Source organism: Streptosporangium sp. NPDC051022, from assembly GCF_040683035.1.
GTDB lineage: Bacteria > Actinomycetota > Actinomycetes > Streptosporangiales > Streptosporangiaceae > Streptosporangium.
Genome location: NZ_JBFBCF010000007.1, coordinates 123239 through 148269 on the forward strand (window position 1 = coordinate 123239; position 25031 = coordinate 148269).

Genomic DNA, 25031 nt, shown 5'->3' on the forward strand with positions numbered 1-25031 from the left:
ACTTCTACGCCATGGTATCCGCGATCGCGGCGATCGTGCCCTTCCTTTTCTAGCCGGGCGGCCAGGTCAGACCACGTCCGCCGAGCACGTGTCCGTGCACGTGGAAGACGGTCTGGCCGGCTCCGGGACCGGTGTTGAACACCAGGCGGTATCCCGGCTCGGCGATGCCCTCCTGCTCGGCCACCGCGTGCGCCGCCTTGAACACCTCGTCGGCGAGCCCGTCATCGGCGGCGGCCAGCGCGGCCGCGTTCGGATAGTGGCCCTTGGGGATCACGAGCACGTGGGTCGGCGCCTGGGGATTGACGTCCCTGAAGGCGAGGGTGCGCTCGGTCTCGTGGACGATCTTCGCGGGAATCTCCCCCGCCGCGATCTTGCAGAACAGGCAGTCGGCTTCGCTCACCATGCAGGCACCCTATCCCCCCGGGATCCCCGTGCGCCGTTGTCAATCGGTGATGGTGCATGGTCCGCAAACAAAGATCCACCCCGATAAGGTGAGTGTGCAAAACTTCAACAAACGACAGACCATGCGATTCGCACGATATGGCCGCCTCGCGAGGAACACGACTGGGTCATGCCCCCTAATGAACCGGAAGAGCGTAAACCCTCTGGGAAGGCCGAGCGTCCCACTGATGTGACCACCGAGACCCTCGTGGCCGACAGGTCGCTGGGAGCGGTGCCCGTCGGCTGGGACGCCGACATGGCCGTTACCGCGCTCTACAGCGCGCACTATCGGTCTCTTGTGCGTCTCGCAGTGTTGCTCGTCCGCGACATGGCAACCGCGGAGGAGGTCGTGCAGGATGCGTTCGTCGCCATTCACGGCGCCTGGCGTCGCCTGCGTGACACCGACAAGGCACTCGCTTACCTGCGCCAATCGGTCGTCAACCGTTCGCGCTCCGTGCTCCGGCACCGGGCGGTCGTGGAGAAGTACGCGCCCAAGGGACTGCCCGACGCGCCCAGCGCCGAGAACGGCGCGATCGGCGAGCTGGAGAGGTCCGCCGTCATCGAGGCGCTCCGCGGCCTGCCGGCCCGGCAGCGGGAGGCCCTGGTCCTGCGCTACTACGGAGACCTGTCCGAAGCGCAGATCGCCCACGCGATGGGCATCAGCAAAGGCGCGGTCAAGAGCCACACGGCTCGCGGGATGGCCGCCCTACGAACCTCACTGGAGCAACTGTCATGACCGACTCCCCCGACGAGTACGGCGAGCTGCTCCGCCGTGCCCTGAGCGCGGAGGCGAACTCGGTCGTTCCCTCCCCAGACGGACTGGAGATCATCCGCGCCCGCATAGAACGACGGGGGCTCCGCGGGCTGATGTGGTGGCGCGCCGGAGCCTCTGTCGCGGGAGCGGTTCTCGTCGCGGCCACCATCGTGATGGTGGTCCCGCAGCTCCGTAACGAGATGACCGAGCAGGTGCGCAGCGGCGAGGTCAAGTACACCGTGTCGAACACCCCGGAGATGGCGGCCACCTCCCGGGGACCCCAGCGGAACGACGTGCAGCCCCCGGTCTCCGCCAGGCCGGACGTCACCTCGCCCGCGCCGGAGCCGACCACCTCCAGGAGCGCGTCGCAGAGCCCGAAGCCGTCGCCGAAACCGTCCCGGAGCCCGAAGCCGTCACCGTCGCCCACCTGCGCCACGCCGCCCTCCAACGGCACCACGGTCGAGCCCGAGGGACTGGCCAGGGGATGCGAGGAGACGGAGACACCCGCTCCCACACCGGCGGAGACGGGCGGCCCCTCGGACACTCCGTGTGCCGTCAACGACTGCCCGACGACCGTCGACCAGCGGACCCCCGTGCCGGCGGAGCCGCCGACCCCGGCTCCCACGACTCCCTAGTCACCGGAACCGGGGCACGGCGGCCGTCCGCCTCCACCGTGCCCGTGACCTTCCTGGCACCGGTACGGAGCGGACCGGCACCGGACACCACGACCGTCCGCCTCCACCCCGATCATGACCGACCGGGCGCCGGTGCGGTGAGCGGCGGGACAGACCGGATCGGCGCCGGTGAGCGGCGCTCAGCCCGGTGAACGTTCCCGGGCACCCGCGCCGGGACCTGCTGCGCGCGTCCTCGTCAGGGCGTGCACACGGCAGAGCGTGAACACGGCAGGCGAGGCCCCGGGGGCTCACCAGCGGCCGGTGCGCGCCTGAAGCACCGCCGCGGCGGCGACCCCCGCCGTCGAGGTGCGCAGCACCGTCGGTCCGAGGAGCGCGGGCACGGCCCCCGCCGCCCGGAAGGCGGCGATCTCCTCCTCGGCGACACCCCCCTCGGGCCCGACCACCACGACGATGTCGCCGTCGTCCGGCAGGCCGAGAGACGACAGGGGCGAGGCGGCCTCCTCGTGGAGCACGATGCCGAGCGCCGCCGCCGACAGCAGCGCGGCGACGCCCGAGGTCGTCGCGGGCTCGGTCACCTCGGGCAGGTGGAAGCGGCGGGACTGCTTGCCCGCCTCACGGGCCGTGGAACGCCAGCGGGCCAGCGCCTTGGCCGCCCGCTCGCCCTTCCACTGGGTGACGCACCGGACGGCGGCCCAGGGCACGATCACGTCGACCCCGGCCTCCGTCATCATCTCCACGGCCAGCTCGCCCCGATCTCCCTTGGGCAGCCCCTGCACGACGACCAGGCGGGGACGCGGCGGGGGCACGTCGTAGCGGCGCAGCACCTCGACGCGGAGCGAGTCCTTGCCCGCGTCCCGGACCACGCACTCGGCCACGGTCCCCGCGCCGTCGGTGAGGTCGAGCCGCTCTCCGGCGCGCAGCCGCCGTACGGCCGCCGCGTGACGCCCCTCGGGACCGCCGAAGGTGAACTCCGGCCGGGCCAGGTCGTCCGGCTCGGCCAGGAAGACCGGGACCGTCATCGGCCCTCGGCGGTGTGCGAACGCGGCCCGCCGTGTGAACCCGGCCCCGCGTGCGGACGCGTCCCGGTGCGCGGGCACGGGCGTGCCCCAGGGCCGGTCCCGCCGGCGGTCACCGGGACGGTGACCGCCGAAGCCGGGTCAGCGGCCATTGAAGGCGTCTCTCAGGCGGGAGAAGAAGCCCTGCTGCCCCGGCGCGAACTTGCCCGGCGGGCGCTCCTCGCCGCGGAGCCTGGCCAGCTCGCGCAGAAGCTCCTCCTGCGCCGGGTCGAGGCGGTTGGGCGTCTCGACGTTGACGTGGATCAGCAGGTCGCCCCTGCCGGTCTCGTTGAGGCGCTGGATGCCCCGGCCGTACAGGGGGATGGTCTGGCCCGACTGGGTGCCCGGGCGGACGTCCAGATCCTCGGTGCCGTCGAGCGTCTCCATGCTCAGGGACGTGCCGAGCGCGGCCGCGCTCATCGGGATCTGCACGGTGCAGTGCAGGTCGTCGCCGCGCCGTTCGAAGATCTCGTGGGGGCGCTCGACGATCTCCAGGAACAGGTCGCCGGGCGGGCCTCCTCCCGGGCCGATCTCACCCTCGCCGGCGAGCTGGATGTGGGTACCGTCCTCGACACCCGCCGGGATGCGGACCTTGATGGTCCGCCGGGTGCGGACCCGCCCGTCGCCGGAGCACTCCTGGCAGGGGTTGCGGATGATCGAGCCGAACCCGCCGCACTGGGGGCAGGGGCGGGAGGTCATGACCTGCCCGAGGAAGGACCTGGTGACCTGGGAGACCTCGCCCCGGCCGTGACAGACGTCGCAGGTGTCGGGGTGGGTGCCGGGCGCCGCGCCCGAGCCGGTGCAGACCTCACAGAGCACCGCGGTGTCGACGACCAGCTCGCGGGTGGTGCCGAAGGCCGACTCCCGCAGGTCGAGCTCCACCCTGATGGTGGCGTTGCGGCCCCGGCGGGCACGTGAGCGGGGACCCCGGCCCCCGCCGCCGCCGGCCGCGCCGAAGAAGGCGTCCATGATGTCGCTGAACGGGAAGCCCGCGCCGAAGCCCCCCGCGCCCGCGCCGCCCGAGGAGAACGGGTCGGCGCCCATGTCGTACATCTGGCGCTTGTTGGGGTCGGACAGCACCTCGTAGGCCTGCGTGACGTCCTTGAACCGCTCCTGGGTCTCAGGATCGGGGTTCACGTCGGGATGCAGTTCTCTGGCCAGGCGGCGGTAGGCCTTCTTGATCTCCTCCGCGCTGGCGTCGCGCCGCACCCCTAGGGTGCCGTAGTAGTCGCTCTTCGTAGCCACTTAGTTGCCCTCTTAGGATGCAGCCAGGATCTGGCTGACGTAGCGTGCCACCGCGCGCACCGCGCCCATCGTGACCGGGTAGTCCATACGTGTCGGCCCCAGCACACCGAGCCGGGCCAATTGCCTGTCCCCCGAACCGTATCCGGCGACGACGATCGACGTGCCCTGAAGACCCGTATAGGGATTCTCCGAGCCGATCCGCACCGTCAGCGCCGACAGGTCCGAGGTCTCACCGAGCAGGCGCATGAGCACCACCTGCTCCTCCAGGGCCTCCAGCACGTCGCGGAGCCCGACGGTGAAGTCGGCCCCCGCGAGGTTGGCGGCCCCGGCAAAAACGATCTTCTCATCGTGCCGGTCCACCAGGGACTCCAGCAGCACCGACAGGATCGTGGCCGCGAGCGGCCGGTCCTCCGCCGGAAGGCGGTCCGGCAGGTCCGCGACCTTGTCGGGGACACCGGCCAGCCCGCAGCCGTCCAGGCAGGCGTTGAGGATCGCGCGCAGATGTGCCACGCGGTTCTCGTCGATCACGTCGGGCAGCTCGACCACGCGCTGCTCGACCCGCCCGGTGTTGGTGATGAGCACGAACATCAGCCGACGCTCGCTGAGCGGGACCAGCTCGACGTGGCGGACCTTGGAGTCGCCCAGCGTGGGGTACTGGACCACGGCGACCTGCCGGGTCAGCTGGGCCAGCAGGCGCACCGTGCGCATCACGACGTCGTCGACGTCGACTGCGCCCGCGAGGAAGGTCTCGATGGCCCTCTTCTCGGCGCCCGACAACGGCTTCACCTGTGAGAGGCGGTCGACGAACAGCCGGTAGCCCTTGTCCGTGGGCACTCGGCCCGCGCTGGTGTGGGGCTGGGCGATGTAACCCTGCTCCTCCAGCACCGCCATGTCGTTACGGATGGTCGCGGGCGACACACCCAGGTTGTGGCGTTCCACGAGAGCCTTGGAACCCACCGGCTCGTTGGTGGACACGTAGTCCTCGACGATGGCGCGTAGGACCGCCAGCTTGCGGTCGTCAACCAACGTGCTCACCTCCCTACCTGCGCTCGGACGGGAAAACGTCAGGTCTGGCACTCTGTGTTCCCGAGTGCCAAGTGTACGGCTCCCGCCTCCGGGGTGCGATAACACGGCACCAGGATGACGAGGAACAAGCCAGTGTCAAGTCATCTGCTATCGCCATCCAAGCGTCAAGCCCCACAATTCGGTATATGTCCAATGATTTCGGATCCCCTTCGGGTGACGCCACCGCACGCGTCCCCGGCTACGGCGCCCCCCAGCAGCCCTACGGCCAGCCCACGCAGCCCTACCAGGGCGGCGGGCAGTACCAGGGCGCCCCTCCTTCCTACGGTTACCCGCCCTCCGGCTACGGAGCTCCGCAGGGCCCGCCGCCGAAGGTGAAGGTCAAGCCCGGCATCGGCTGGATCGTCGGTGTGTGGCTGCTGTTCGTGCTGAGCGTGATCATCGGCATCGGCGGCTTCGCGGGCGGCATCTTCAGCGCGGTCACCGAGGCCGCGCCCGCCACGTCGTTCGGCTCGGGCCAGAAGACGACGGTCAGCATCGACCCGGCCGACAAGCCCGCCATCTACGTCTCCGCCGCCAAGGGCACCCAGTTCAACTGCGAGCTCGAGGGCGACCCGGGGACGGTCCGCCTCCAGCAGCCCGGCATACAGCAGACCGTGACCAGGGACGGCGTCCTGTGGGAGCTGGCCCTGCGGATCGGGGTGGACAAGGCGGGCGACTACCCGCTGACGTGCACCACGTCGGGCGAGGCCACGGACGCCAAGTTCGGCGTGGGCAAGGAGATCGTCGCGACCTCCGTGGTCGGCGGCACGCTCATACTGATCGGCGTGCCGAGCATCGGCTTCCTGCTGGCCGTCATCGTGACGATCGTCGTGCTGGTCAAGCGGAGCGGCGCCCGCAGGCGCCAGGCGGCCGCGGCGGCCGGTCAGTGGGGACACCCGGGACCGTACGGCGGGTGACGGCCCGGGGGCCGCGGGGCGGATGACGGAGCGGAGCCGTACGGCGGACGGCGGACGGCGGACGGCGGACGGCGGACGGCGGACGGCGGAGCGAAACCACGCGGAACGGCGGCCCGAGTGCGCGGCGGTCGTCGGAGGCTTTTGCTACCGTCCATTTGATCCCTGGCGAGAGGCGGTTGACGGTCGGTGATGTACGAGCGTGACGTGCTTGCGGGAAACTGGCGGCGCCCTCTCAAGGGGAAGATCCCACAGGTCCCCGCCGAGCTCGACCTGGTGGTCGAGGACGCGGACGGCGGCTTCTGCGGCGCCGTGGTCGCCTGCGACAAGGAGGCCGTCACGCTGGAGGACCGGTTCGGGCGGCGGCGGCTGTTCCCGCTGGAGCCCGCCGCGTTCCTCCTCGACGGCGAGGTGGTGACGCTGGTACGGCCCGCCGCCGGGCCACGGGAGCCCAGGCGCAGCGCGTCGGGCTCCATCACGGTCGAGAACCTGCGGGCCCGGGTCGCCAGGGAGAGCCGCATCTACGTGGAGGGCGTGCACGACGCCGCGCTCGTGGAGAAGGTCTGGGGTCACGACCTGCGCGTCGAGGGCGTCGTCGTGGAATATCTCGAAGGCGTCGACCATCTGCCCTCGATCGTCGAGGAGTTCGAGCCGGGCCCGGAGCGCCGCCTGGGCGTGCTCGTCGACCACCTGGTCCCCGGTTCCAAGGAGAGCAGGATCGCCGCCCAGGTCTCCTCGCCCCACGTGCTGATCGTCGGACACCCGTTCGTGGACGTCTGGCAGGCGGTCAAGCCCTCGGCGCTGAGGATTCCCGCCTGGCCCGCGGTGCCGCGCGGCGTACCCTGGAAGGAAGGCGTCATCGCCGCGCTGGGCTGGGACCTGGAACCCGCCGACGCGTGGCGCCGTGTTCTCGGATCGGTCACCACCTACGCGGACCTGGAGCCGGACCTTCTCGGCCCGGTCGAAGAGTTGATCGACTTCGTGACCGTTCCCAGCCAGGATGGCTGATCCCCGTACCCCGTCAGGAGGGGCCATGAGCGACAGTTCCGAGGATCCGCGGCACGAGGCCGCGGGTGGCGACCACAGCGGACATCCGGGCGGGTATACGAGCCCGCCGCAGTCCGGCCACCCCCAGCCCGGCCACCCCCAGCCCGGTCACACGCAGCCCGGCTACACCCAGCCGGGCCACCCGCAGCCCGGCTACACCCAGCCGGGCCACCCGCAGCCCGGCTACACCCAGCCGGGGCAGGCCCAGGGGCCGGGCTACTACCCCCCGCCGCCCGCCCAGCCGTACGGCCCGGGCGCCTACGGCTATCAGGATCCGTACGCCGGCGCCGGCGCGTACGGCGGCTACGGATACCAGGGAACGTACGGCCCGCGCCCCGGCACCGACGACACCACCATGGCCATGCTCGCCCACCTGCTGGGGCTGCTGACCTCCTTCATCGGCCCGCTGGTGCTCTACCTCGCCAAGAAGGACGAGTCCCCCTACGTGCGCTCCCAGGCGGCGGAGGCGCTCAACTTCCAGCTCACCCTGATGATCGCCTACATGGTCTCCTGGGTGCTGGCCTTCGTGCTGATCGGCTTCCTGCTGATACTGGTGGTCTGGATCGGATCGCTCATCTTCATGATCATGGCCGCCATCGCGGCCTATCGCGGTGAGAACTACCGCTACCCGATGAACATCCGCTTCGTGAGCTGACGCACACCTTCGGCCGCCTTTCGGCCCTGCTTCGGCCCCCGCCCTCCGGCGCGTGGGGCTTTCGGCCCCGCTTCGGCCCGCCTTCCGGCGCGTGGGGAGGGCCCGCTCCGGAAAACACCTTCCCGGAGCGGGCCCTCCTCGTCTTCGCGGCCGTGCCGGTGAACGCCCCTGGCTCCGCCGTCCGGCGACCTCCTCACGGTGCCGCCCGCCACGGTGCCACCCGCCACGGTGCCGCCCGCCCTCCGACGCCCGGACCCTCCGACGCCCGAACGGGCCGCCCGCTCCGGCGACGGCGCTCCCCCGCCGCGCGTCTCAGGTCAGGTCGCGCACCAGGGCGTCGGCCAGCAGGCGTCCACGCAGCGTCAGCACCGCGCGGCCCGTCTTGAAGGGCTCCACCTCCAGCAGGCCGTCCGCCAGCGCCCTGGCCACCACCGGCGGCCGCCGGATCTCCTTCAGCGGGAACCCCTGGGCGAGCCTGAGCTCCAGCATCAGCCGTTCCACCGCCCTGTCCTCGGCGGTCAGCACCTCGCGCGCGTGCGCGGGTGAGACACCGGAGGCCAGGCGCCCGGCGTAGGCCGCCGGGTGCTTGACGTTCCACCACCGGGTGCCGCCGACGTGGCTGTGCGCGCCGGGGCCGACCCCCCACCAGTCGCCGCCGGTCCAGTAGAGGAGGTTGTGCCGACAGCGCCCCGACTCCGAGGCCGCCCAGTTCGACACCTCGTACCACTCGAACCCGGCCTCGGTGAGCATGGCGTCGGCGATGAGGTAGCGGTCGGCGGCCACGTCGTCGTCCGGCATCGGCAGCTCCCCGCGCCGGATCCTGGCGGCCAGCCTGGTGCCGTCCTCCACGATCAGCGAGTAGGCGGACACGTGGTCGGGACCCGCCTCGATCGCCGCGGCCAGCGAGGCGCGCCAGTCGTCGTCGCTCTCCCCCGGCGTGCTGTAGATGAGATCCAGGTTGACGTGGTCGAAGCCCGCCTCGCGTGCCTCCCGTACGGCACCCGCGGGCCGGCCGGGGGTGTGGCGGCGCTCCAGCACGCGCAGCACGTGTTCGTCGGCGCTCTGCATGCCGAAGCTCATCCGGGTGAACCCGCCGCCGCGCAGCTCCTCCAGGTAGGCCCGGTCGACCGACTCGGGGTTGGCCTCGGTCGTCACCTCCGCGCCGGGGGCGAGACCGAACTCCTCCCCGATCACACCCAGGATCCGGACCAGGTCCGCGGCCGGCAGCAGGGTCGGCGTGCCACCGCCGAAGAACACGGTCTCGACCGGCAGGTCCACGTCGCCGAGGACGGCCCGCGCCCGCCGTACCTCTTCGGCCGCGGTCTCGGCGTAGTCCTTCTGCGATGCTCCCGGACCCAGCTCGGAGGCGGTGTAGGTGTTGAAGTCGCAGTAGCCGCAGCGGGTGGCGCAGAAGGGCACATGGACGTAGAAACCGAAGGGCCGCTCCCCCAGGCCGTGGAGGGCGCTGCCGGGGAGGCTGCCCGAGGGGGGTACGGGCTCGCCGTCGGGAAGTGTGGATGGCACGACTCCAAGTCTGCCGCTCCCGGCGTGATGCCCGGACCACAGCCCGGACCACAGCCCGGACCACGACCCGCACCGCGGCGGCCTGCACTTGGACGACCAATCCCCGGCAGACCGTTGACGGGTAGATCACCCAGGTCTACGATCCGGGAAAACTTAAAGGAAAGTTTCCTATAAGTTGTCCCCCCCAAGGCAACGTGGAGAAGCCCGTGCAGAGACTCCTCCGGAACACGCTCGCCGCGGCCCTGGCCGCCGGTCTCACGACGCTGGCCGTACAGGTGCCGGCCCAGGCCCAGTCCCGCCCGGACCACGGTGACCGCTTCAAGCGGGTCGCCTACTTCGTCCAGTGGGGCATCTACGGTCGTAACTATCACCTCAAGGACGTCGAGACCAGTGGTGCCGCGGCCAAACTGACCCACATCAACTACGCCTTCGGCGCCGTCAGCGCCGGCGGCGAGTGCATCTCCACCGATGCCTGGGCCGACTGGCAGCGCCCGGTGCCCGCCGAGCAGAGCGTGGACGGCGTCGCCGACGCCGAGGGCCAGGCCCTGAACGGCAACCTGAACCAGCTCAAGAAGCTCAAGGCCAAGCACCCCGGCCTCAAGGCGCTGATCTCCCTCGGCGGCTGGAGCGGCTCGAAGTACTTCTCGGACGCGGTGTTCACCGCCGAGGGCCGCGCCAAGCTGGCGGCCTCCTGCGTGGACCTGTGGCTCAAGGGCAACCTGCCCGGCACCGCGCCCGGCACCGGTGCGGGTGTGTTCGACGGCATCGACCTGGACTGGGAGTGGCCGGGGACCGAGGCCAACGAGGGCAACGTCGTCAGGCCCGAGGACAAGCGCAACTTCACCCTGTTCACCACCGAGCTGCGCCGCCAGCTCAACCGGTTCGACCGGCGGAGCGAGCTGACGGCCTTCCTCCCCGCGGGAGGACCGAAGATCGACGCGGGCTTCGAGGTCCGGGACGTCTTCAAGAACCTCGACTTCGCCACCATCCAGGGCTACGACCTGCGCGGTTCGTGGGACAGCGCCACCGGCCACAACGGCAACCTGTTCACCGACCGGCGTGACCCCAACACGGTGAAGTACAGCGTGGACCAGACCGTCCGCGACTATCTGACGCGCGGCGCCTCCGCGCAGAAGATCGTGGTCGGCATCCCGGCGTACGGCCAGGGCTGGACCGGGGTCACCGGGGGCGGCGACGGCCTGTACAAGCCCGCCACCGGACCCGCCCAGGGCACCTGGGCCGCGGGCACCGACGACTACAAGAACCTGGTCAACAAGCCCGGCAAGCGCTACCGCGACGTGCGGACCGGCGCCAACTGGCTCTACGACGGCAACGAGTTCTGGTCCTACGACGACCCGACGACGGTGCGCGAGAAGGCCGCCTACATCCGCCTCAAGGGTCTCGGCGGCTCCATGATGTGGTCCATCGACCAGGACGACGCCAAGGGCTCGCTGACCTCGGCGCTCTACAGCATCCTGCGCTGAGCGCCCCTTTAGACCGGGTGGGGCCGCGGATCCTGGGTTGTCCGCGACCCCGCCCGCACCACCCGCACCACGTGAAGGTCCCCTGTCCCGCCGGGACAGGGGACCTTCACGGTTACTTCTTCGTCTTGTCCGCGGAGGACTCGGTGGACAGCGCGGCGACGAAGGCCTCCTGGGGGACCTCGACGCGGCCGACCATCTTCATCCGCTTCTTGCCTTCCTTCTGCTTCTCCAGCAGCTTGCGCTTACGGGAGATGTCACCGCCGTAGCACTTGGCGAGAACGTCCTTGCGGATGGCGCGGATGTTCTCCCTGGCGATGACCCTGGCGCCGATCGCGGCCTGGATCGGCACCTCGAACTGCTGCCTCGGGATGAGCTCGCGGAGCTTCTTGGCCATCTCGACACCGTAGGCGTAGGCCTTGTCCTTGTGGACGATGGCGCTGAAGGCGTCCACGGCCTCGCCCTGGAGCAGGATGTCGACCTTGACCAGGTCGGACTCCTGCTCGCCCGCGGGCTCGTAGTCGAGCGAGGCGTAGCCGCGCGTGCGGGACTTGAGCTGGTCGAAGAAGTCGAAGATGATCTCGCCGAGCGGCATGGTGTAGCGGATCTCGACGCGGTCCTCCGACAGGTAGTCCATGCCCTGAAGGTTGCCCCGGCGGTTCTGGCAGAGCTCCATGATGGCGCCGATGAACTCGGAGGGGACCAGCACGGTCGCCTTCACCATCGGCTCGAAGACCTTGTCGACCTTGCCCGTGGGGAACTCGGAGGGATTGGTGACGGTGACCTCCTTGCCGTCCTCCATGATCACCTGGTAGACGACGTTGGGCGCGGTGGAGATGAGCGAGAGGTTGAACTCGCGCTCGAGGCGCTCCCGGACGATCTCCATGTGGAGCAGCCCGAGGAAGCCGCAGCGGAAGCCGAAGCCGAGGGCCGCGGAGGTCTCCGGCTCGTAGACCAGGGCGGCGTCGTTGAGCTGGAGCTTGTCCAGCGCCTCGCGGAGCTCGGGGTAGTCGTCTCCGTCGATGGGGTAGAGGCCGGAGAAGACCATCGGCTTGGGGTGCTCGTAGCCGCTGAGCGGCTCGGTGGCGGACCGGGCGCCGGAGGTGACGGTGTCACCGACCCGCGACTGGCGCACGTCCTTCACGCCGGTGATCAGGTAGCCCACCTCGCCGACGCCCAGCCCCTTGTCGGCGATCTTGGGTTCGGGAGAGATGACCCCGATCTCCAGGGTCTCGTGGGCCGCGCCGGTGGACATCATCAGGATGCGCTCGCGCTTGCCCAGGTGACCGTCCATGACCCGGACGTAGGTGACCACACCGCGGTAGGTGTCGTAGACGGAGTCGAAGATCAGCGCGCGGGCGGGGGCGTCGGCCTCGCCGACCGGGGCGGGGATGCTGGCGACCACGTGGTCGAGCAGTTCCCGGACGCCGACGCCGGTCTTGCCGGAGACCTTCAGGACGTCCTCGGGCTCGCAGCCGATGAGGTGGGCGATCTCCGCGGCGTACTTCTCCGGTTGTGCGGCCGGAAGGTCGATCTTGTTGAGCACCGGGATGATCGTCATGTCGTTGTTCATGGCCAGGTAGAGGTTGGCCAGGGTCTGCGCCTCAATCCCCTGCGCGGCGTCGACCAGCAGGATCGCGCCCTCGCACGCCTGGAGCGAGCGGGAGACCTCGTAGGTGAAGTCCACGTGCCCGGGGGTGTCGATCATGTTGAGGACGTAGTCGGCGTCGTTCACCCGCCACGGCAGGCGGACCGCCTGCGACTTGATCGTGATGCCACGCTCGCGCTCGATGTCCATCCGGTCGAGATACTGGGCGCGCATGGAACGGTCGTCGACCACGCCGGTGATCTGCAGCATGCGGTCGGCAAGCGTCGACTTACCATGGTCGATGTGCGCGATGATGCAGAAGTTGCGGATCACCGCGGGATCGGTCTGGCCAGGCTGATTACGCACCGTGGTCCGTTTCGACGGGATTGATGACGATCTACGACTGGCATACCAGCCGTTCTCCATGGTGACATGTCCGGGTGATTACCCGGACCAGAGCACGGCGCGGCCTGCGGTTTTTCGTAGCGGTCGCGGCCCTGCTCCTTGTGCTGCCGGGGGTGGCCGCGGCCACCCTTACGATCCAGTTTACCGGGACACCCGCCGCGTGGGCGAAGAGCGGCGGACACGACGCCCTGTGGCTCGGCCACGCGTGGGTGGACGGCCGCAAGAACGCCGACGACGTGAAGGCCCTGGCCGTACGGCTGCGCAAGACCGGCATCAAGGACCTTTACGTCCACTCGGGCCCGTTCGACTTCGACGGCACGCTTCCCCCGGCGAAATATCCCAAGGCCGGTGACTTCCTGAAGCGGCTGCGCGCCGAACTGCCGAAGATCCGGGTGTCGGCCTGGCTCGGGCAGAAGGTCAACGGCGGCCGGCTGAACCTCGGCGACCCGGCCACCCGGCAGCGCGTGCTGGACGGCGCCCGCGCCGTCATGGCGGTGGGCTTCGACGGCGTGCACTACGACTTCGAGCCGGTCGGGAACGACGACGCCGACTTCCTGGACCTGCTGACCCGGACGCGCCCGATCGTCGGCGGGGGCCTGCTGTCCGTCTCGACCCCCCAGATCGAGCCGTTCCCGCTCACCCGCCCGGCCCTGCGCATGGTGATAGGCCACGACAAGTACTGGTCGCCGGCCTACTTCCAGGCGGTCACCGGCCTCACCGACCAGGTGGCGATCATGACCTACGACTCCTACCTCCCCTCCGAACTGCTCTACGGCGGCCATGTCGTACGGCAGGCCGCCCTGGCACTGGAGCTCGTGCCGGAGGAGAAGACCGTGCTGATCGGCGCTCCCGCCTACCACGACCACGGTGTGTCGTGGAGCGACGGGGCGGAGAGCGTCGCGACCGCCGCCCAGGGCGCCCGGCTCGCGCTGACCTCACACGGGACACGACGTGAGCGGTTCGGGCTGGCGCTCTACGTCGACTTCGCCGCCACGGAGGAGGACTGGGCCGAGTACGACCGCGCCTGGTTCCATCCCTGAGACGCATCCCGCCCCTGAGAGCCCCGTCCCGCCCTTCGAGGCCCCGGAGGCCACGGGACTCCGGACCGCGGGGAGCCGCCGGATTCCGGAGCCGTCGGCGGTGCGTGGTTCCGCACGCGACAAGGGCACGGTACGCTGTCCGAGCATCCCTCTGCCCAGGCTGTCGATTTGAGCGATCGCCCGGGTGGTTGGTAGCCTATTCAACTGCGTGTGGCGCGCCCTCTCTGCCCGCGCGCCCCACTCCAACGACATTCACCGAGGCTTCTTCGTGGCGAACATCAAGTCCCAGATCAAGCGCAACCGGCAGAACGAGAAGGCCCGGCTGCGCAACAAGGCTGTCAAGTCTTCCCTGAAGACGGCCGTCCGCAAGTTCCGCGAGGCCGCCGACCAGGGCAACGTCGAGGAGGCCGCCGTTCTCATGCGCGCCGCCTCCCGCCAGCTGGACAAGGCTGCCAGCAAGGGCGTGATCCACAAGAACCAGGCCGCGAACCGCAAGTCGGCGATCGCCCAGCGCGTCGCCGCCCTGTCCGCCGCCAAGTAAGCCAGGTTCTTCCGGACGCCGCACTCCCCTGTGGGGGTGCGGCGTTCTGGCGTTCTCCCAAGGTGAGCGGTTCCGGCGCCGTCTCAGACGAGCGGCCCCGGAGTCACCCCGGGCGAGCGTTCCGGCCGGGACAGCCCGGCACGACACCGAGACGGCCCGGCATGACCTGAGGCCCGGCACGGCCCGGAGAGCACGCGCTCACTCACGTGAACCCGGCACGTGCTCCCGCTGTCTCCCTCCGTCGTTCGCGCACTCCGGCTCGCCACGCTCCAACTCGCCGAGCAGGTCCCGCAGCAACCCGCTGAAACGCTTACGGTCGTCTTCCGGCAGCACGGCCAGCGCCTCGTGCTGCGGCCGCAACCCCGCCACGACCGCCTTGTCGATGACCTCGAGCCCTTTGGGGGTCAGGCCGATGCGCAACGCCCTGCGGTCATCGGGGTCGGGTGCGCGGGTCACCAGACCAGCGCGTTCCAGCCGGTCCAGCCGCCCCGTCATGCCGCCCGAGGTCAGCATGAGGGTGGCGGTCATCTCCTTCGGCGACAGCGTGTACGGCGCGCCCGCGCGGCGGAGGGTGGCGAGCACGTCGAACTCGCCCCGGCCGATGCCGTACGCCCGATAGATCGCCGCCACCCGGTCGCTCATGATCCGGGAGATCCGGTAGATCCTCCCGAAGATCGCCATCGGCGATGAGTCCAGGTCGGGTCGCTCCCGCCGCCACTGCGCCACGATCCTGTCGACCGGGTCCTCTTTCATGGCACCAGCGTATCTTGTGACTAAATAACTTAGTGATAAGTTAATTAATGCTAAGTATTCTTGGAGAGCAAGAGACAGGAGAAGAGTCCCCCATGCCCGCACCACGCGCCGTCCTCGTCGCGACGACCGCTCTCGCCCCCGTGGTCTGGGGCACCACCTACATCGTGACCACCGAGTTCCTCCCGCCCGATCGCCCGCTGCTCACCGCCCTGCTGCGCGCGCTTCCCGCCGGGCTGCTCCTGATCGCCGCGACCCGCACACTGCCCCACGGGAGCTGGTGGTGGCGGGCCTCGGTGCTGGGCGCACTGAACATCGGCATGTTCTTCCCCCTTCTCTTCCTGACCGCCTACCGGCTGCCGGGCGGCGTCGCCGCGGTCCTCGGCTCCGTCCAGCCGATCATCGTCGCCCTGCTCACCCGCACCGTGCTCCGCGAGAACGTCCCGGTCCACCGCGTCGCCGCGGGGGTGGTGGCGGCGGCCGGCGTCTCCCTCGTGGTGCTGAGGGCCAACGCGGCCCTGGACATGCTCGGTGTCGTCTCGGGCGTCATCGCCTCGGCAGGCATGGCCACCGGAATCGTCCTCACCCGCCTGTGGGGAAAGCCCGCCGGAGTGGGCGACCTGGCCCTCACCGGCTGGCAGCTCACCGCGGGCGGCCTCATGATCGCCCCGGTGGCCCTCGCCCTCGAGGGACCACCGCCCGCACTGGACGGCGCGGCCGTCGGCGGCTACCTCTGGCTGGGCCTCGTCGGCACGGCCGCCGCCTACAGCCTGTGGTTTCGCGGCATCAACCGCCTGGCCGCCCTGCAGGTCTCCCTGCTCGGCGTCCTCAGCCCGCTCACCGCGGCACTGGTGGGCTGGATCGTTCTCGGCCAGTCGCTGAGCCCGCTCCAGCTCATCGGCTTCGTGCTGGCCCTCACCGCGGCCGCCGCCGGCCAGCTCTCCCTGCCCGCACGCGCCCAGCGCCGTACGGCGGCGCCTCCAGCGCCCCGGCCGCGCGTGCGCGAGAACAGCGAGACGGGCTCCTAACGCCCCGTCCGGCTGGCGACCACGGTCTGGATCATGTGCTCCAGAGCGTAGGCGGGATCGGCGCCCCCGCCCTTGACCTGCTCGTCGGCCGCGGCGGCCGCCTGGATCGCACGGGCGATGCCGTCGGGGCCCCACCCGTTCAGCTGACGCTGGACCCGCTCGATCTTCCAGGGCGGCATGCCGAGGTGGCTGGCCAGCTGACCGCCGCGCAGATTACGGGGGGCGCCGCCCACCTTGGCCAGCGAGCGCAGGCCACCGGCGATCGCGCTCACCAGCAGGACGGGGGCCGTACCCGTGGCGAGTGCCCAGCGAAGCTGCTCCAGAGCGTCGCCCAGGCGGCCCTCGACGGCGGAGTCCGCCACGGTGAACCCGCTGACCTCGGCCCGTCCCCGGTGGTAACGGGTGACCGCGGCCTCGTCGATGGTCTTGCCCGGCGTGTCGAAGGCGAGCTGACTGCAGGCGGCGGCGAGCTCCCTGAGGTCGTTGCCCACCGCGTCGAGCAGGGCGGCCGCCGCGTCACCGCCGATGGTGCGCCCGGCCCGCTTCAGCTCGGCCTTGATGAACGCGAGCCGTTCGGCCGGTTTGGTCACCTTGGTGACGGTGATCACGTGGGCACCGGCCTTCTTGACCCCGTCGACGAGCGCCTTGCCCTTGACCCCACCGGGATGGACCAGGACCAGCACGGTGTCCTCGGACGGGTCCGCGGTGTAGGAGACGACCTCACCGATGACGTCCTTGACGAGGTCCTGGGCCGAGCGGATCACCACCACCGACCGGTCGCCGAACAACGACGGCGAGGTCAGCCGGGTCAGCTCCCCCTGCTCGACCTTCCCTCCGACCAGGTCGTGCACCTCGGCCCCCGAGTCGGCCGCGCGCGCCGCGGCGATCACCTCGCCCACCGCTCGGTCCGCCAGCAACTCCTCGTCGCCGACTATCAGGGTCACCGGTGCTGGATTGGTCGCCACCATGCTCAGCAGCATGCCACGGACCGACGGCCCGATCGCAATCGACAAGCGATTCGCAATTCATCTGCAGGCGACTTACGGCACACTCGGGATGACAAGAGGAGATGAAAACCCGATGAACGCCACCGTCTGCCGGCACACCTGCCCTCGCTGCGGCACGGCCCTCGACGAGGGACCCATCATGTACCGCTGCGCCCCCTGCGGTCGTTCCGTCTACGCCGCCGACGTGGACACCGAGTTCCACCACCCGGCCGAGACCGTCACCCCCGCCTCCGTCTAACACGGCGACCGCTCACCTTCGCCGCCTTCGTGACCGTCCGCTCGCCAACACGGCGAGCGGCGAGCGGCGAGGCGGAGCGAACCGGCACCGGCAGGCGACGCCCGCCCGGCGTCCCCCAACCACCACACCGCACCCCCACCCCGAAACCTCTCAACCACCACACCACGTCCCCGCCCTAGAACCCCTCAGCCACCACACCGCGCCCCGCCCCGGAGCCCCTCAACACCACACCGCATCCCCGCCCCGGAACCCCTAAGTCACCGCACCACGTCCCCGCCCCGGAACCTCTCAACCACCGCACCACGTCTCCGTCTCCACCTCCATCCACAGCACGGCCACCACGCCTCCACCGCGTTCGCGACGCCCAGGCGCCGGTACGGCGAGCGGCGAAACAGAGCGAACCGGCGCCGATGAGCGGTGCTCGGCCCGGCCGCCCCCTCGGGCAGCACACCGACATTCCCGCCTCCGCCGTTCTACCTCCACCTCCACCATCCCCGCCTGCGCTGCCCCGCCTCCGCCGCCCATGCCGCCCATGCCGCCCATGTCGTCGGCACGTCGGCGTGCCGGTCCGGCGGCGATCGGACGGGCGTGAAGGCACGTGAGGACACCTGACGGCCCGGTGTCCGCATTCCGGCAGACGCGGGCGACGGTTCCGGGCTTCCGCCGCGGGCCCACCGCCGCCTTCCGACCGCGAGCCCGACACCGCCCTCCAGCACGTGGTGCCCAGCACCGCCCTCCAGCACGCGGTGCCCAGCACCGGGGCCGCCGCGGGCGGCGCGCGGGACGGGACCTCTCGGACCTCTCACACCCGTCACACCCGCGCATGCGAAGGCTTCCCCGGCCGGTGTGCGATGTTTGTCTCCGTGGGAAAGCGAGAGGTCTGGAGCGCCCATGAACAACACGCCGACGTTCGCCGAAGGGGCCACGCGACCGGTCTGGCACAGGACGATGGTGAGCCGCGGCCGCCATGAGGGGCACCGGGTGGCGACACCCCTGGAGTTGCTGTTCGACCTGTGTTTCGTCGTCGCCGTCGCCCAGGCGGCGGCCGGTCTGCACCACGCGCTGTCGGCGGCGCACTTCGCCTCGGGTGTCCTGGGGTACGCCATGGCCTTCTTCGCCATCTGGTGGGCCTGGATGAACTTCACCTGGTTCGCCTCGGCCTACGACACCGACGACGTGCTGTACCGTCTGCTGGTCTTCGTCCAGATCGCGGGCGTGCTCGTCCTGGCGGCCGGGATCCCCCGCGCCTTCGAGCACGAGGACTTCGGCCTGGTGACGCTGGGATACGTGATCATGCGGCTGGGGCTGGTGGCCCTGTGGCTGCGGGCCGCCGTGGAGGATCCCGAGGGGCGGGCGTGCGCGGTGCGGTACGCGATCGGCGTCACGGTGGTCCAGGTCGGCTGGATCGCCCGGCTGGCGCTCCCCCACTCGGCGGGGCTGGCCGGATTCCTCGTCCTGGTGGTGGCCGAGCTGCTCGTTCCGCTGTGGGCCGAGCACGGCCGGCCGACCAGCTGGCACCCCCACCACATCGCCGAACGGTACGGCCTGCTCACCCTCATCGTGCTGGGAGAGTCCGTCCTGGCCTCGACGGTCGCGATCCAGGAGGGCCTGGGGCGGGGAATCGGCACGGCGGAGCTGCTGTCGACCTCCCTGAGTGGCATGGTGATCGTTTTTTCGATGTGGTGGCTCTACTTCGCCCAGCCCGCCCACCGCATCCTGACCTCCAACCGGGCCGCTTTCCCGTGGGGCTACGGCCACTACTTCGTCTTCTCCTCGGCGGCCGCGATCGGCGCCGGGCTCTCGGTCGTCATCGACTACGACACCGGCCATACCCGCATCGGCCCGTTCGTCGCGGCAGCGGCCGTGGCGGTACCGGTCGCGGTGTTCCTGCTCAGTGTCTGGCTGGTGCACGTACGGCCGCACCGTCACGGCCGGATGGCGAACATCGACTTCCCGGTCATCGCTCTCCTGGTGCTCCTCACTCCTCTCACCTCGGTGCCCCTGCCCGCCATCGCCCTCCTGCTGATCGTGCTCGTCACCCTCACCGTGCTCGTCGGCCACCGGAGAGCCTCCTCCCGGGTCGCCTGAACGCCCCGTCCCGGCCACGGGTCACCGAAGGACGCATGCCGGTCGGCGTACGGCGGGCCGCGGAAAGGTCCCGAGACCACCGGGAGACGTCCAGGGCCACCGGGAGGCAGGCGGCGGCACGGCTCGGCACAGGACCCCGGCCGTCTCAGTGGGCTCCCGGTCTGAAGGGGCGTTCCACGTTCTCCCACTCCAGTTCCCCCTTCACGACGACGGGACGCCAGCCCCGAATGGGCTTTCCGGTCTCCAGGGACCTGGCCGTCACCCTGAGCAGCATGAGATAGGAGGGCCAGGCGACGTCGCCCTCGAAGGTGGGCCCCTCTTCGGCGAAGTACTCGCCGGTCTCGCCGGTGCGGGTGTTGAGGAACAGGTTCCCGCCGTCGTGGGCGTCGGCGAACCCGATCAGGTCACCGTTCCACCAGGGACCCGCCAGTTCCTCGTACTCGCCGAGGTAGGTGCCGCACATCATCTTCCAGTCCGCGTAGATGCCCTCGGCCGACATGAGCTCGTAGAACGGGGCAGGCCCGAATCCCCAGGAGCCCCCGCCGTCGTGGCGGAGCAGAGAGGCGCGCAGGTCGTCGGGGAAGCGCGTCCTCATGGCCGCCTCCACCTTCGCGATGCTCCGAGGATCGGCCGGTCCACGAAGAAGCCTGTAGGTCGCGGGGGCCCTGCGGGCCAGCCAGCGTTCGATGCGCCGCCAGACGGCGTCGACCTGGGCGGTGACCGCCGGATCCGGGGCGTGGACGACCGGAGTGCGACGCGCGGGCTTGCACACGCCCCGGGGAGGCTGCTCCTGCGTGGAGTCATCCGGCGTCGGCTCGGCGGTGGACGTCGAGACCCGCGTCGGCTCGGCGGTGGACGTCGGGACCGGCCTCGGCCGAACCTTGCCCGCGCAACGGGCGGGCGATGAGATCGCGGGCTCCTCGGCCCAGCGCAGCTCGCATCCCGAGGTGACGACGGGGTACCAGTCGCGCAGTGCCGTACCGTTCTCCAGCGAACCGGCGAGGCCTTCCAGCAGGGCGGGATAGGACGGCCAGTCCATGGGGCCGTCGTAGCGCATCTTCCCGTTCCAGGTCCACTCGCCGACTCGGCCGGTCCGGGGCTCGACGAACAGCTCCTTCCCGGTCCACATGCCGCCGCCGATCACCAGCAGACCGGCGCGCCGCTTCCCGCGTTCGGGGTCGGCCGCCTCGGGGCTTTCCTCCATCGTGGGCGTCCCAGGATCGTCCTCTTCTTCGCTGAAGTAGGTGTCCTGCAGGCTGAGAAAGCCGTAGGACGGGGACACCCGGAGCGCGGTGCCGAGTCCCTCGGTCCCGTTGTGGCGCAGATAGGAGGCATACAGGGCATCGGGCAGCGTGTGTCGCCGGGAGTTCTCCCACTGTGCGATGTCCTCCGGTCGCGCGGGAGGCCCGAGCTTGCGCAGCGTGGCGACCGCGTGCGCGCCCAGCCAGTGTTCGATGCGCTCCCATGCCCGGTCGACCCGGGCGGAGAGCGCGGGATCCGGCGTCCGGGCGACATGGGTGGCCGCCGGTACGAGTGTCTCGATCTCCTTGAACAGTTGCTCCGCGGCGACCGGCTCGTCGTCCTGAACGCCGGGCTCGCATTCCGCGCTCCCTTCCTCCTCGGGGATGGCCGTCTGTGACTCCTCGGGGGCGGGTCTCTGTACTTGCGTGTCCTCGGAATCGAGATCGTCGCAGAGCGACAAGATCAAAGAGTCACTCGACATGGACGACCGGCCGATGGTCTCGGCGAAGCCGCTCACTCCGGCGGCGGCTCCTCCCAGCAGCAACGCCGCCACGACGGCCAGCCGTACCGGACGAGCCACCCGAAACTTGATCATTTGCCGCACCTTACCGAGCGGAACGGCACCCCCAGACCGCTTCCCCGATTTCCGGAGCCGAAAAGCCTTCCCCCTGAGCCGGAAACCTCCCGCAGAAAACCCGAAAGGCCAGACACCACCCGAAACGCCACCGGATCAGGAGCCCGGACGTCGCCCGCGACATCCCCGGACGGGAGGCCAGACGCCACCCGGACGTCGCCTTTGGAGATCACTTCTTTGAGACGACCGCCAGTCCTCCCTCATGGGCGATCACCGCGAGGGTGCCCGAGAGGTCGGTCCGGTAGATCCGCATGCCCAGACGGCGTAGCCCGGCCAGGGTGGACGGGGCCGGATGGCCGTAGTCGTTGTCCGTCCCCACGCTGATCAGTGCGGCGCGGGCGGCGGTCGCCGCGAGGAAGGCGGGATCGTATCTCGCCGATCCGTGATGGGGAACTTTGAGGATGTCCGCCTGTGGCATGCCCCGTCTGAGCAGTTCGGCCTGCGCCTCGGTCTCGATGTCCCCGCTGAGCAGCGCCGTTCCGGCCGCCCAGCGCACATGGAGCACGACACTCGCGTTGTTGACGACCGTGCCCTCGCCCCCACCTGGCGCGGACGGCTCGGCCCACGGCGCGAGGACCGTGAGCTCGGAGGGACCGAAACGCCAGCTCGCCCCCGGCTGAGCCGCCCACTCCGCGATTCCGCGACGGGCGAGATCGCTGGTCAGCCGGACGCTCTCGCTCTCGGCGACCCTGCGCGGAGTGACCACGACCGCTCCCACCGCGCGCCCGCGGAGAACCCCGTCGAGGCCCCCGACATGATCGAAATGCGGATGGGTGAGGATCACCAGCGGCACTTCCCGGACCCCCATGGACTTCAAGCACCGGTCCATCCGCACCGGATCGGGCCCGGTGTCCACCACCACGGCGCGACCGGGCCCCGCGGCGACCAGCAGTCCGTCTCCCTGACCGACGTCGCACGCGACCAGCAGCCAGCCTTCCGGAGGCCGGCGGACCACGGTCGACCCGGCCACCACCACGACGACCGTCACCCCGGCCAGCACGGCCACGGCCATCCGCCGCGACCACCGGTGCCGCAGTATTAGAAAGGCGAGCGGAGCGGCCATGACCAGCAGGAGCACCCCGGCGAGGCCGCCGGGCCACGGGAGCACCGCCAGCGGGAACTCGGCGGCGCGCTCCGCCACCTCGATGATCCAGCCGACGGCGAGACCCGCCGGACGGAGCAGCGAACGCGCGATCTCCATGTTCAGTGGCGCGACCAGCGCCCCGAGGAATCCGAGCAGGGTGGCGGGCGCGACGGCGGGGCCCGCGAGCAGGTTGGCGGGGATCGCCACCGGAGCGAGCTGCCCGGCCATCAGGACCAGCACGGGGGTCACCGCGACCTGAGCCGCCGCGGGCACCGCGATCGCCTCCGCGGCCCAGCGGGGCAGCCGTGCCGAGAGCCGATCCCGCCAGCGCGGGGCGAGAACCAGGATGCCGCCGGTGGCGCAGACCGACAGGGCGAAGCCGTACGACCGGGCGAGAGCGGGATCGAAGAGGACCAGCCCCAGCACGGTCGCCGACAAGGCCGCGACCCCGTCACGTGAGCGGCCGGTGCCGAGCGCCACGGCGGCGACGCCTCCCATGAGCAGGGCGCGCAGCACACTGGGCGACGGGCGCGCGACGATCGCGAAGGAGAGCATCGCGAGCAGCGCCAACACGCCCCGGAGCGCCAAGGGCAGCCCCAGGATCCGGGCCAGCGCGACGGCCGCCCCGGCCACGATCGCCAGGTTCGCACCGGAAACCGCGGTTAAATGACTGAGGCCGGCCTGTTTGAAATCAGCCCTGACCTGCTCGTCCATGCGGGACACGTCACCGACGACCAGTCCCGGCAACAGACCGCGCTGAGCCGGTGGCAGCACGGCCGCCGCCTCGCGCAGTCCCGAACGGAACATCCCCGCCACCCGCTGCACCCATGACGGCCCGCTCAGGACTCGTGGCGGACCCCGGACCAGCACCACCCCGGCGAGTAGTTCTCCCGGATCGGCCGGACCGAACCGTCCGCGAACGGCTATCCGCTGGCTGGGGAGCAGTGACCGCCACTCCTCTCCGGAGGTGAGAAGCACCACCGGAGCCCGCACCGCCACCCTGCCCACCACCGCCGGACTCCCCGGCCCCACCGCCGAACCCGATCCCGACTCCGACTCCGCCCTCACCGTCGAAGCCCCCACAGCACCCGATCCCGACCCCCACCCCACCACCCCCGCTCTCGGCCCCGGCCCCACCGCCGATCCCCCAGCACCCGGTCTCGGTTCCGTCGTCGGCTCCGCCCCCGTCTCCACACCCGCCCCTGTGCTCGTCACGCCCGCTCCTGTGCTCGTCGCCGCGGTTCCTTCCTTGCCTGTCATCGGCTCGACCATCTCGATCCGTGCGGGGACCACGAAGCTCTTTCTCCGGAAGAGCCCACCGCGCTGAACCACCTCTCGAGGGTCGTCCGTTATCACCGCCTCCATCTCCGCCGAAGCCCGCCCGCCCACCAGATCGGCCACCGGACCGGTGCCGGCGACATGCACGTGAACGGCCACCGTGCAGGCCACGGCTGCCACGCACACCAGCACCGCGAGTGCCGCGTTTCGCCAGCCCGCCATCCCCTCGGCGCGGGTCGCCACCACCGTGAGGAGAGCACCTGCTGCGGTGATCACCGCCGCCAAGGCCCCCACCCAGGAGGGACATCCCAGCAGGACAAGAGCGGTGCCCCAGGAGGCCAGGGCCGGCAGGACCAGGTGAAGCGCGTGCGCACGCGGGCCCGGCCGGAGGTGACCATCGCCTTGGGCCGGCGCTGCGGGCACCGCGGGCGCCGCGCCGGTCGCGGAGCCGGTACGGCCGGCGCCCGAGCCTCTGGAACGGCTCGTGGCGCTGATCGGGGCAGGTTCCCGGATCAGCGACCGGAGCAGGCGCCGGATCTGCGACGGGAGCGTGCGCCGGATCATACGCGGACCCTGTCCTTCATCTCGGCGTACTTTCGTTCGCCTATGCCGCTGATCTCGCGTAGTTGCTCGATGTTTCGGAAACCTCCGTGACCGTCGCGATACTCGGTGATGCGACGGGCGAGCACCTCTCCGACGCCCGGCAACTGTTCGAGCTGCTGCGGGGTGGCGGTGTTGAGGTCGACGACGGTCGTCGCGGGATCGACGGGGGCGGGTGCGGCTCCGGCCATGGGACCGCGGGCGCCGACGACGATCTGCTCACCGTCGACGAGTTTGCGGGCGAGGTTGAGGCCGCCCGCCGTGGCCCCCTCGCGCACACCCCCCGCGGCCCGGAGCGCGTCGGTGACGCGGGAACCGTGGGGCAGGGTGACCACGCCGGGGCGGCGGACCTTTCCGGTGACGTGGACGGTGACTTCGAGGACGACCTCACCGGCGGCCGCGGGCCTCGGCGACGGCCCCGAGGACAACGCCGAAGACGGTGCCGAAGACGATGCCGAAGACGGTGCCGAAGGCACCTGCGGGAGCGGGCCGGAGATCGGCGTGGGCGGGGCGAGTGGTTCGGCCTCCGGCTGGGACCGCCAGAGACAGAAACCCGCCACGACGGCCGCGATGACGGCGACAAGGAACAGTGCGCGCACTCCGGAACGGCTCAACCCCAGCACGGGGCCCTGAGCGGCGACGACCGTACGGAGAGCCTCGAAGGAGGGCGGAATCGGAACGGAGCGGATCCG

General features: G+C 70.7%; 24 protein-coding genes. 13 read left to right on the plus strand and 11 right to left on the minus strand.

Features of this window, described 5'->3' with window-relative positions; translation table 11 throughout:
- Positions 1-49 precede the first annotated feature (49 nt).
- Positions 50-400 carry a histidine triad nucleotide-binding protein gene (locus AB0N02_RS15120; protein WP_363946378.1) on the minus strand — a complete coding sequence of 117 codons (351 nt, stop codon included), beginning with the start codon at positions 398-400 and terminating at the stop codon, positions 50-52.
- A 297-nt stretch (positions 401-697) separates the two neighbouring features.
- On the opposite strand from AB0N02_RS15120, the gene AB0N02_RS15125 reads away from it, so the two are divergent.
- Together AB0N02_RS15125 and AB0N02_RS15130 are read left to right on the plus strand one after the other, a co-directional pair.
- Positions 698-1177: a SigE family RNA polymerase sigma factor gene (locus tag AB0N02_RS15125; RefSeq protein ID WP_184719763.1), complete on the plus strand. Its 480-nt coding sequence runs from the start codon at positions 698-700 to the stop codon at positions 1175-1177.
- Entirely contained in the window at positions 1174-1830 is a 657-nt protein-coding gene (locus tag AB0N02_RS15130) for a hypothetical protein (protein ID WP_363946106.1), read from the plus strand. The genes AB0N02_RS15125 and AB0N02_RS15130 overlap by 4 nt, the downstream gene beginning before the upstream one ends.
- A gap of 287 nt (positions 1831-2117) precedes the next feature.
- Here AB0N02_RS15130 and AB0N02_RS15135 read toward each other — a convergent pair whose 3' ends face one another.
- From AB0N02_RS15135 to hrcA, 3 genes are all read right to left on the minus strand, one after another.
- Entirely contained in the window at positions 2118-2849 is a 732-nt protein-coding gene (locus tag AB0N02_RS15135) for a 16S rRNA (uracil(1498)-N(3))-methyltransferase (RefSeq protein ID WP_363946107.1), read from the minus strand.
- 138 nt (positions 2850-2987) lie between these two features.
- Complete coding sequence (gene dnaJ, locus AB0N02_RS15140) at positions 2988-4130, minus strand: molecular chaperone DnaJ (RefSeq protein ID WP_363946109.1); 1143 nt, start codon at positions 4128-4130, stop codon at positions 2988-2990.
- Positions 4131-4142: 12 nt separating this feature from the next.
- Entirely contained in the window at positions 4143-5156 is a 1014-nt protein-coding gene (gene hrcA / locus AB0N02_RS15145) for a heat-inducible transcriptional repressor HrcA (RefSeq protein WP_363946380.1), read from the minus strand.
- Positions 5157-5341: 185 nt separating this feature from the next.
- Between hrcA and AB0N02_RS15150 the strand changes: the two genes are divergently transcribed.
- From AB0N02_RS15150 to AB0N02_RS15160, 3 genes are all read left to right on the plus strand, one after another.
- Positions 5342-6112: a hypothetical protein gene (locus tag AB0N02_RS15150; protein WP_363946111.1), complete on the plus strand. Its 771-nt coding sequence runs from the start codon at positions 5342-5344 to the stop codon at positions 6110-6112.
- Positions 6113-6301: 189 nt separating this feature from the next.
- On the plus strand, positions 6302-7117 hold the full coding sequence (locus AB0N02_RS15155) for a DUF3097 domain-containing protein (RefSeq protein WP_363946381.1): 816 nt from the start codon (positions 6302-6304) through the stop codon (positions 7115-7117).
- A gap of 25 nt (positions 7118-7142) precedes the next feature.
- A complete protein-coding gene (locus AB0N02_RS15160) occupies positions 7143-7811 on the plus strand; it encodes a DUF4870 domain-containing protein (RefSeq protein WP_363946113.1) in 669 nt (222 codons plus the stop codon).
- Between the two features lie 312 nt (positions 7812-8123).
- Here the strand turns inward: AB0N02_RS15160 and hemW are convergent, their stop codons facing one another.
- Positions 8124-9335: a radical SAM family heme chaperone HemW gene (hemW, locus tag AB0N02_RS15165; RefSeq protein ID WP_363946115.1), complete on the minus strand. Its 1212-nt coding sequence runs from the start codon at positions 9333-9335 to the stop codon at positions 8124-8126.
- 206 nt (positions 9336-9541) lie between these two features.
- Between hemW and AB0N02_RS15170 the strand changes: the two genes are divergently transcribed.
- Entirely contained in the window at positions 9542-10819 is a 1278-nt protein-coding gene (locus tag AB0N02_RS15170; RefSeq protein ID WP_363946117.1) for a glycoside hydrolase family 18 protein, read from the plus strand.
- 112 nt (positions 10820-10931) lie between these two features.
- Here AB0N02_RS15170 and lepA read toward each other — a convergent pair whose 3' ends face one another.
- Positions 10932-12770 carry a translation elongation factor 4 gene (gene lepA / locus AB0N02_RS15175; protein ID WP_363946119.1) on the minus strand — a complete coding sequence of 613 codons (1839 nt, stop codon included), beginning with the start codon at positions 12768-12770 and terminating at the stop codon, positions 10932-10934.
- A gap of 74 nt (positions 12771-12844) precedes the next feature.
- On the opposite strand from lepA, the gene AB0N02_RS15180 reads away from it, so the two are divergent.
- Together AB0N02_RS15180 and rpsT are read left to right on the plus strand one after the other, a co-directional pair.
- Positions 12845-13849, plus strand: a complete 1005-nt coding sequence (locus tag AB0N02_RS15180) for a hypothetical protein (RefSeq protein ID WP_363946121.1) — start codon at positions 12845-12847, stop codon at positions 13847-13849.
- Positions 13850-14117: 268 nt separating this feature from the next.
- Positions 14118-14390: a 30S ribosomal protein S20 gene (rpsT, locus tag AB0N02_RS15185; RefSeq protein ID WP_363946122.1), complete on the plus strand. Its 273-nt coding sequence runs from the start codon at positions 14118-14120 to the stop codon at positions 14388-14390.
- Positions 14391-14588: 198 nt separating this feature from the next.
- Here the strand turns inward: rpsT and AB0N02_RS15190 are convergent, their stop codons facing one another.
- Complete coding sequence (locus AB0N02_RS15190) at positions 14589-15143, minus strand: MarR family transcriptional regulator (protein WP_363946124.1); 555 nt, start codon at positions 15141-15143, stop codon at positions 14589-14591.
- Between the two features lie 92 nt (positions 15144-15235).
- Between AB0N02_RS15190 and AB0N02_RS15195 the strand changes: the two genes are divergently transcribed.
- Complete coding sequence (locus AB0N02_RS15195) at positions 15236-16168, plus strand: EamA family transporter (protein WP_363946126.1); 933 nt, start codon at positions 15236-15238, stop codon at positions 16166-16168.
- Here AB0N02_RS15195 and holA read toward each other — a convergent pair.
- The gene (holA, locus tag AB0N02_RS15200) at positions 16165-17148 is read right to left on the minus strand and encodes a DNA polymerase III subunit delta (protein WP_363946383.1); all 984 of its coding nucleotides are present in this window, start codon (positions 17146-17148) and stop codon (positions 16165-16167) included. The genes AB0N02_RS15195 and holA overlap by 4 nt on opposite strands.
- A 100-nt stretch (positions 17149-17248) precedes the next feature.
- On the opposite strand from holA, the gene AB0N02_RS15205 reads away from it, so the two are divergent.
- Together AB0N02_RS15205 and AB0N02_RS15210 are read left to right on the plus strand one after the other, a co-directional pair.
- Positions 17249-17413: a hypothetical protein gene (locus tag AB0N02_RS15205; RefSeq protein WP_363946128.1), complete on the plus strand. Its 165-nt coding sequence runs from the start codon at positions 17249-17251 to the stop codon at positions 17411-17413.
- Between the two features lie 891 nt (positions 17414-18304).
- On the plus strand, positions 18305-19501 hold the full coding sequence (locus AB0N02_RS15210) for a low temperature requirement protein A (RefSeq protein ID WP_363946130.1): 1197 nt from the start codon (positions 18305-18307) through the stop codon (positions 19499-19501).
- A 145-nt stretch (positions 19502-19646) separates the two neighbouring features.
- Here AB0N02_RS15210 and AB0N02_RS15215 read toward each other — a convergent pair whose 3' ends face one another.
- Together AB0N02_RS15215 and AB0N02_RS15220 are read right to left on the minus strand one after the other, a co-directional pair.
- Positions 19647-21338: an SMI1/KNR4 family protein gene (locus AB0N02_RS15215; protein ID WP_363946132.1), complete on the minus strand. Its 1692-nt coding sequence runs from the start codon at positions 21336-21338 to the stop codon at positions 19647-19649.
- A 208-nt stretch (positions 21339-21546) separates the two neighbouring features.
- Positions 21547-23442, minus strand: a complete 1896-nt coding sequence (locus AB0N02_RS15220; protein ID WP_363946134.1) for a ComEC/Rec2 family competence protein — start codon at positions 23440-23442, stop codon at positions 21547-21549.
- On the opposite strand from AB0N02_RS15220, the gene AB0N02_RS15225 reads away from it, so the two are divergent.
- A complete protein-coding gene (locus AB0N02_RS15225; RefSeq protein WP_363946136.1) occupies positions 23429-23788 on the plus strand; it encodes a hypothetical protein in 360 nt (119 codons plus the stop codon). The two genes, AB0N02_RS15220 and AB0N02_RS15225, sit on opposite strands and share 14 nt — an antisense overlap.
- 111 nt (positions 23789-23899) lie before the next feature.
- Complete coding sequence (locus tag AB0N02_RS15230) at positions 23900-24100, plus strand: hypothetical protein (RefSeq protein WP_363946138.1); 201 nt, start codon at positions 23900-23902, stop codon at positions 24098-24100.
- Between the two features lie 199 nt (positions 24101-24299).
- Here the strand turns inward: AB0N02_RS15230 and AB0N02_RS15235 are convergent, their stop codons facing one another.
- Positions 24300-24767: a ComEA family DNA-binding protein gene (locus tag AB0N02_RS15235; RefSeq protein WP_363946140.1), complete on the minus strand. Its 468-nt coding sequence runs from the start codon at positions 24765-24767 to the stop codon at positions 24300-24302.
- Positions 24768-25031 lie beyond the last annotated feature (264 nt).

Coding starts and splice junctions, on each gene's coding strand:
- AB0N02_RS15125 (WP_184719763.1), top strand. CDS start 698: ATGGCCGTTACCGCGCTCTACAGCGCGCACTATCGGTCTCTTGTGCGT.
- AB0N02_RS15130 (WP_363946106.1), top strand. CDS start 1,174: ATGACCGACTCCCCCGACGAGTACGGCGAGCTGCTCCGCCGTGCCCTG.
- AB0N02_RS15135 (WP_363946107.1), bottom strand. CDS start 2,849: ATGACGGTCCCGGTCTTCCTGGCCGAGCCGGACGACCTGGCCCGGCCG.
- AB0N02_RS15150 (WP_363946111.1), top strand. CDS start 5,342: ATGTCCAATGATTTCGGATCCCCTTCGGGTGACGCCACCGCACGCGTC.
- AB0N02_RS15155 (WP_363946381.1), top strand. CDS start 6,302: ATGTACGAGCGTGACGTGCTTGCGGGAAACTGGCGGCGCCCTCTCAAG.
- AB0N02_RS15160 (WP_363946113.1), top strand. CDS start 7,143: ATGAGCGACAGTTCCGAGGATCCGCGGCACGAGGCCGCGGGTGGCGAC.
- AB0N02_RS15190 (WP_363946124.1), bottom strand. CDS start 15,143: ATGAAAGAGGACCCGGTCGACAGGATCGTGGCGCAGTGGCGGCGGGAG.
- AB0N02_RS15195 (WP_363946126.1), top strand. CDS start 15,236: ATGCCCGCACCACGCGCCGTCCTCGTCGCGACGACCGCTCTCGCCCCC.
- holA (WP_363946383.1), bottom strand. CDS start 17,148: ATGCTGCTGAGCATGGTGGCGACCAATCCAGCACCGGTGACCCTGATA.
- AB0N02_RS15205 (WP_363946128.1), top strand. CDS start 17,249: ATGAACGCCACCGTCTGCCGGCACACCTGCCCTCGCTGCGGCACGGCC.
- AB0N02_RS15210 (WP_363946130.1), top strand. CDS start 18,305: ATGAACAACACGCCGACGTTCGCCGAAGGGGCCACGCGACCGGTCTGG.
- AB0N02_RS15215 (WP_363946132.1), bottom strand. CDS start 21,338: ATGATCAAGTTTCGGGTGGCTCGTCCGGTACGGCTGGCCGTCGTGGCG.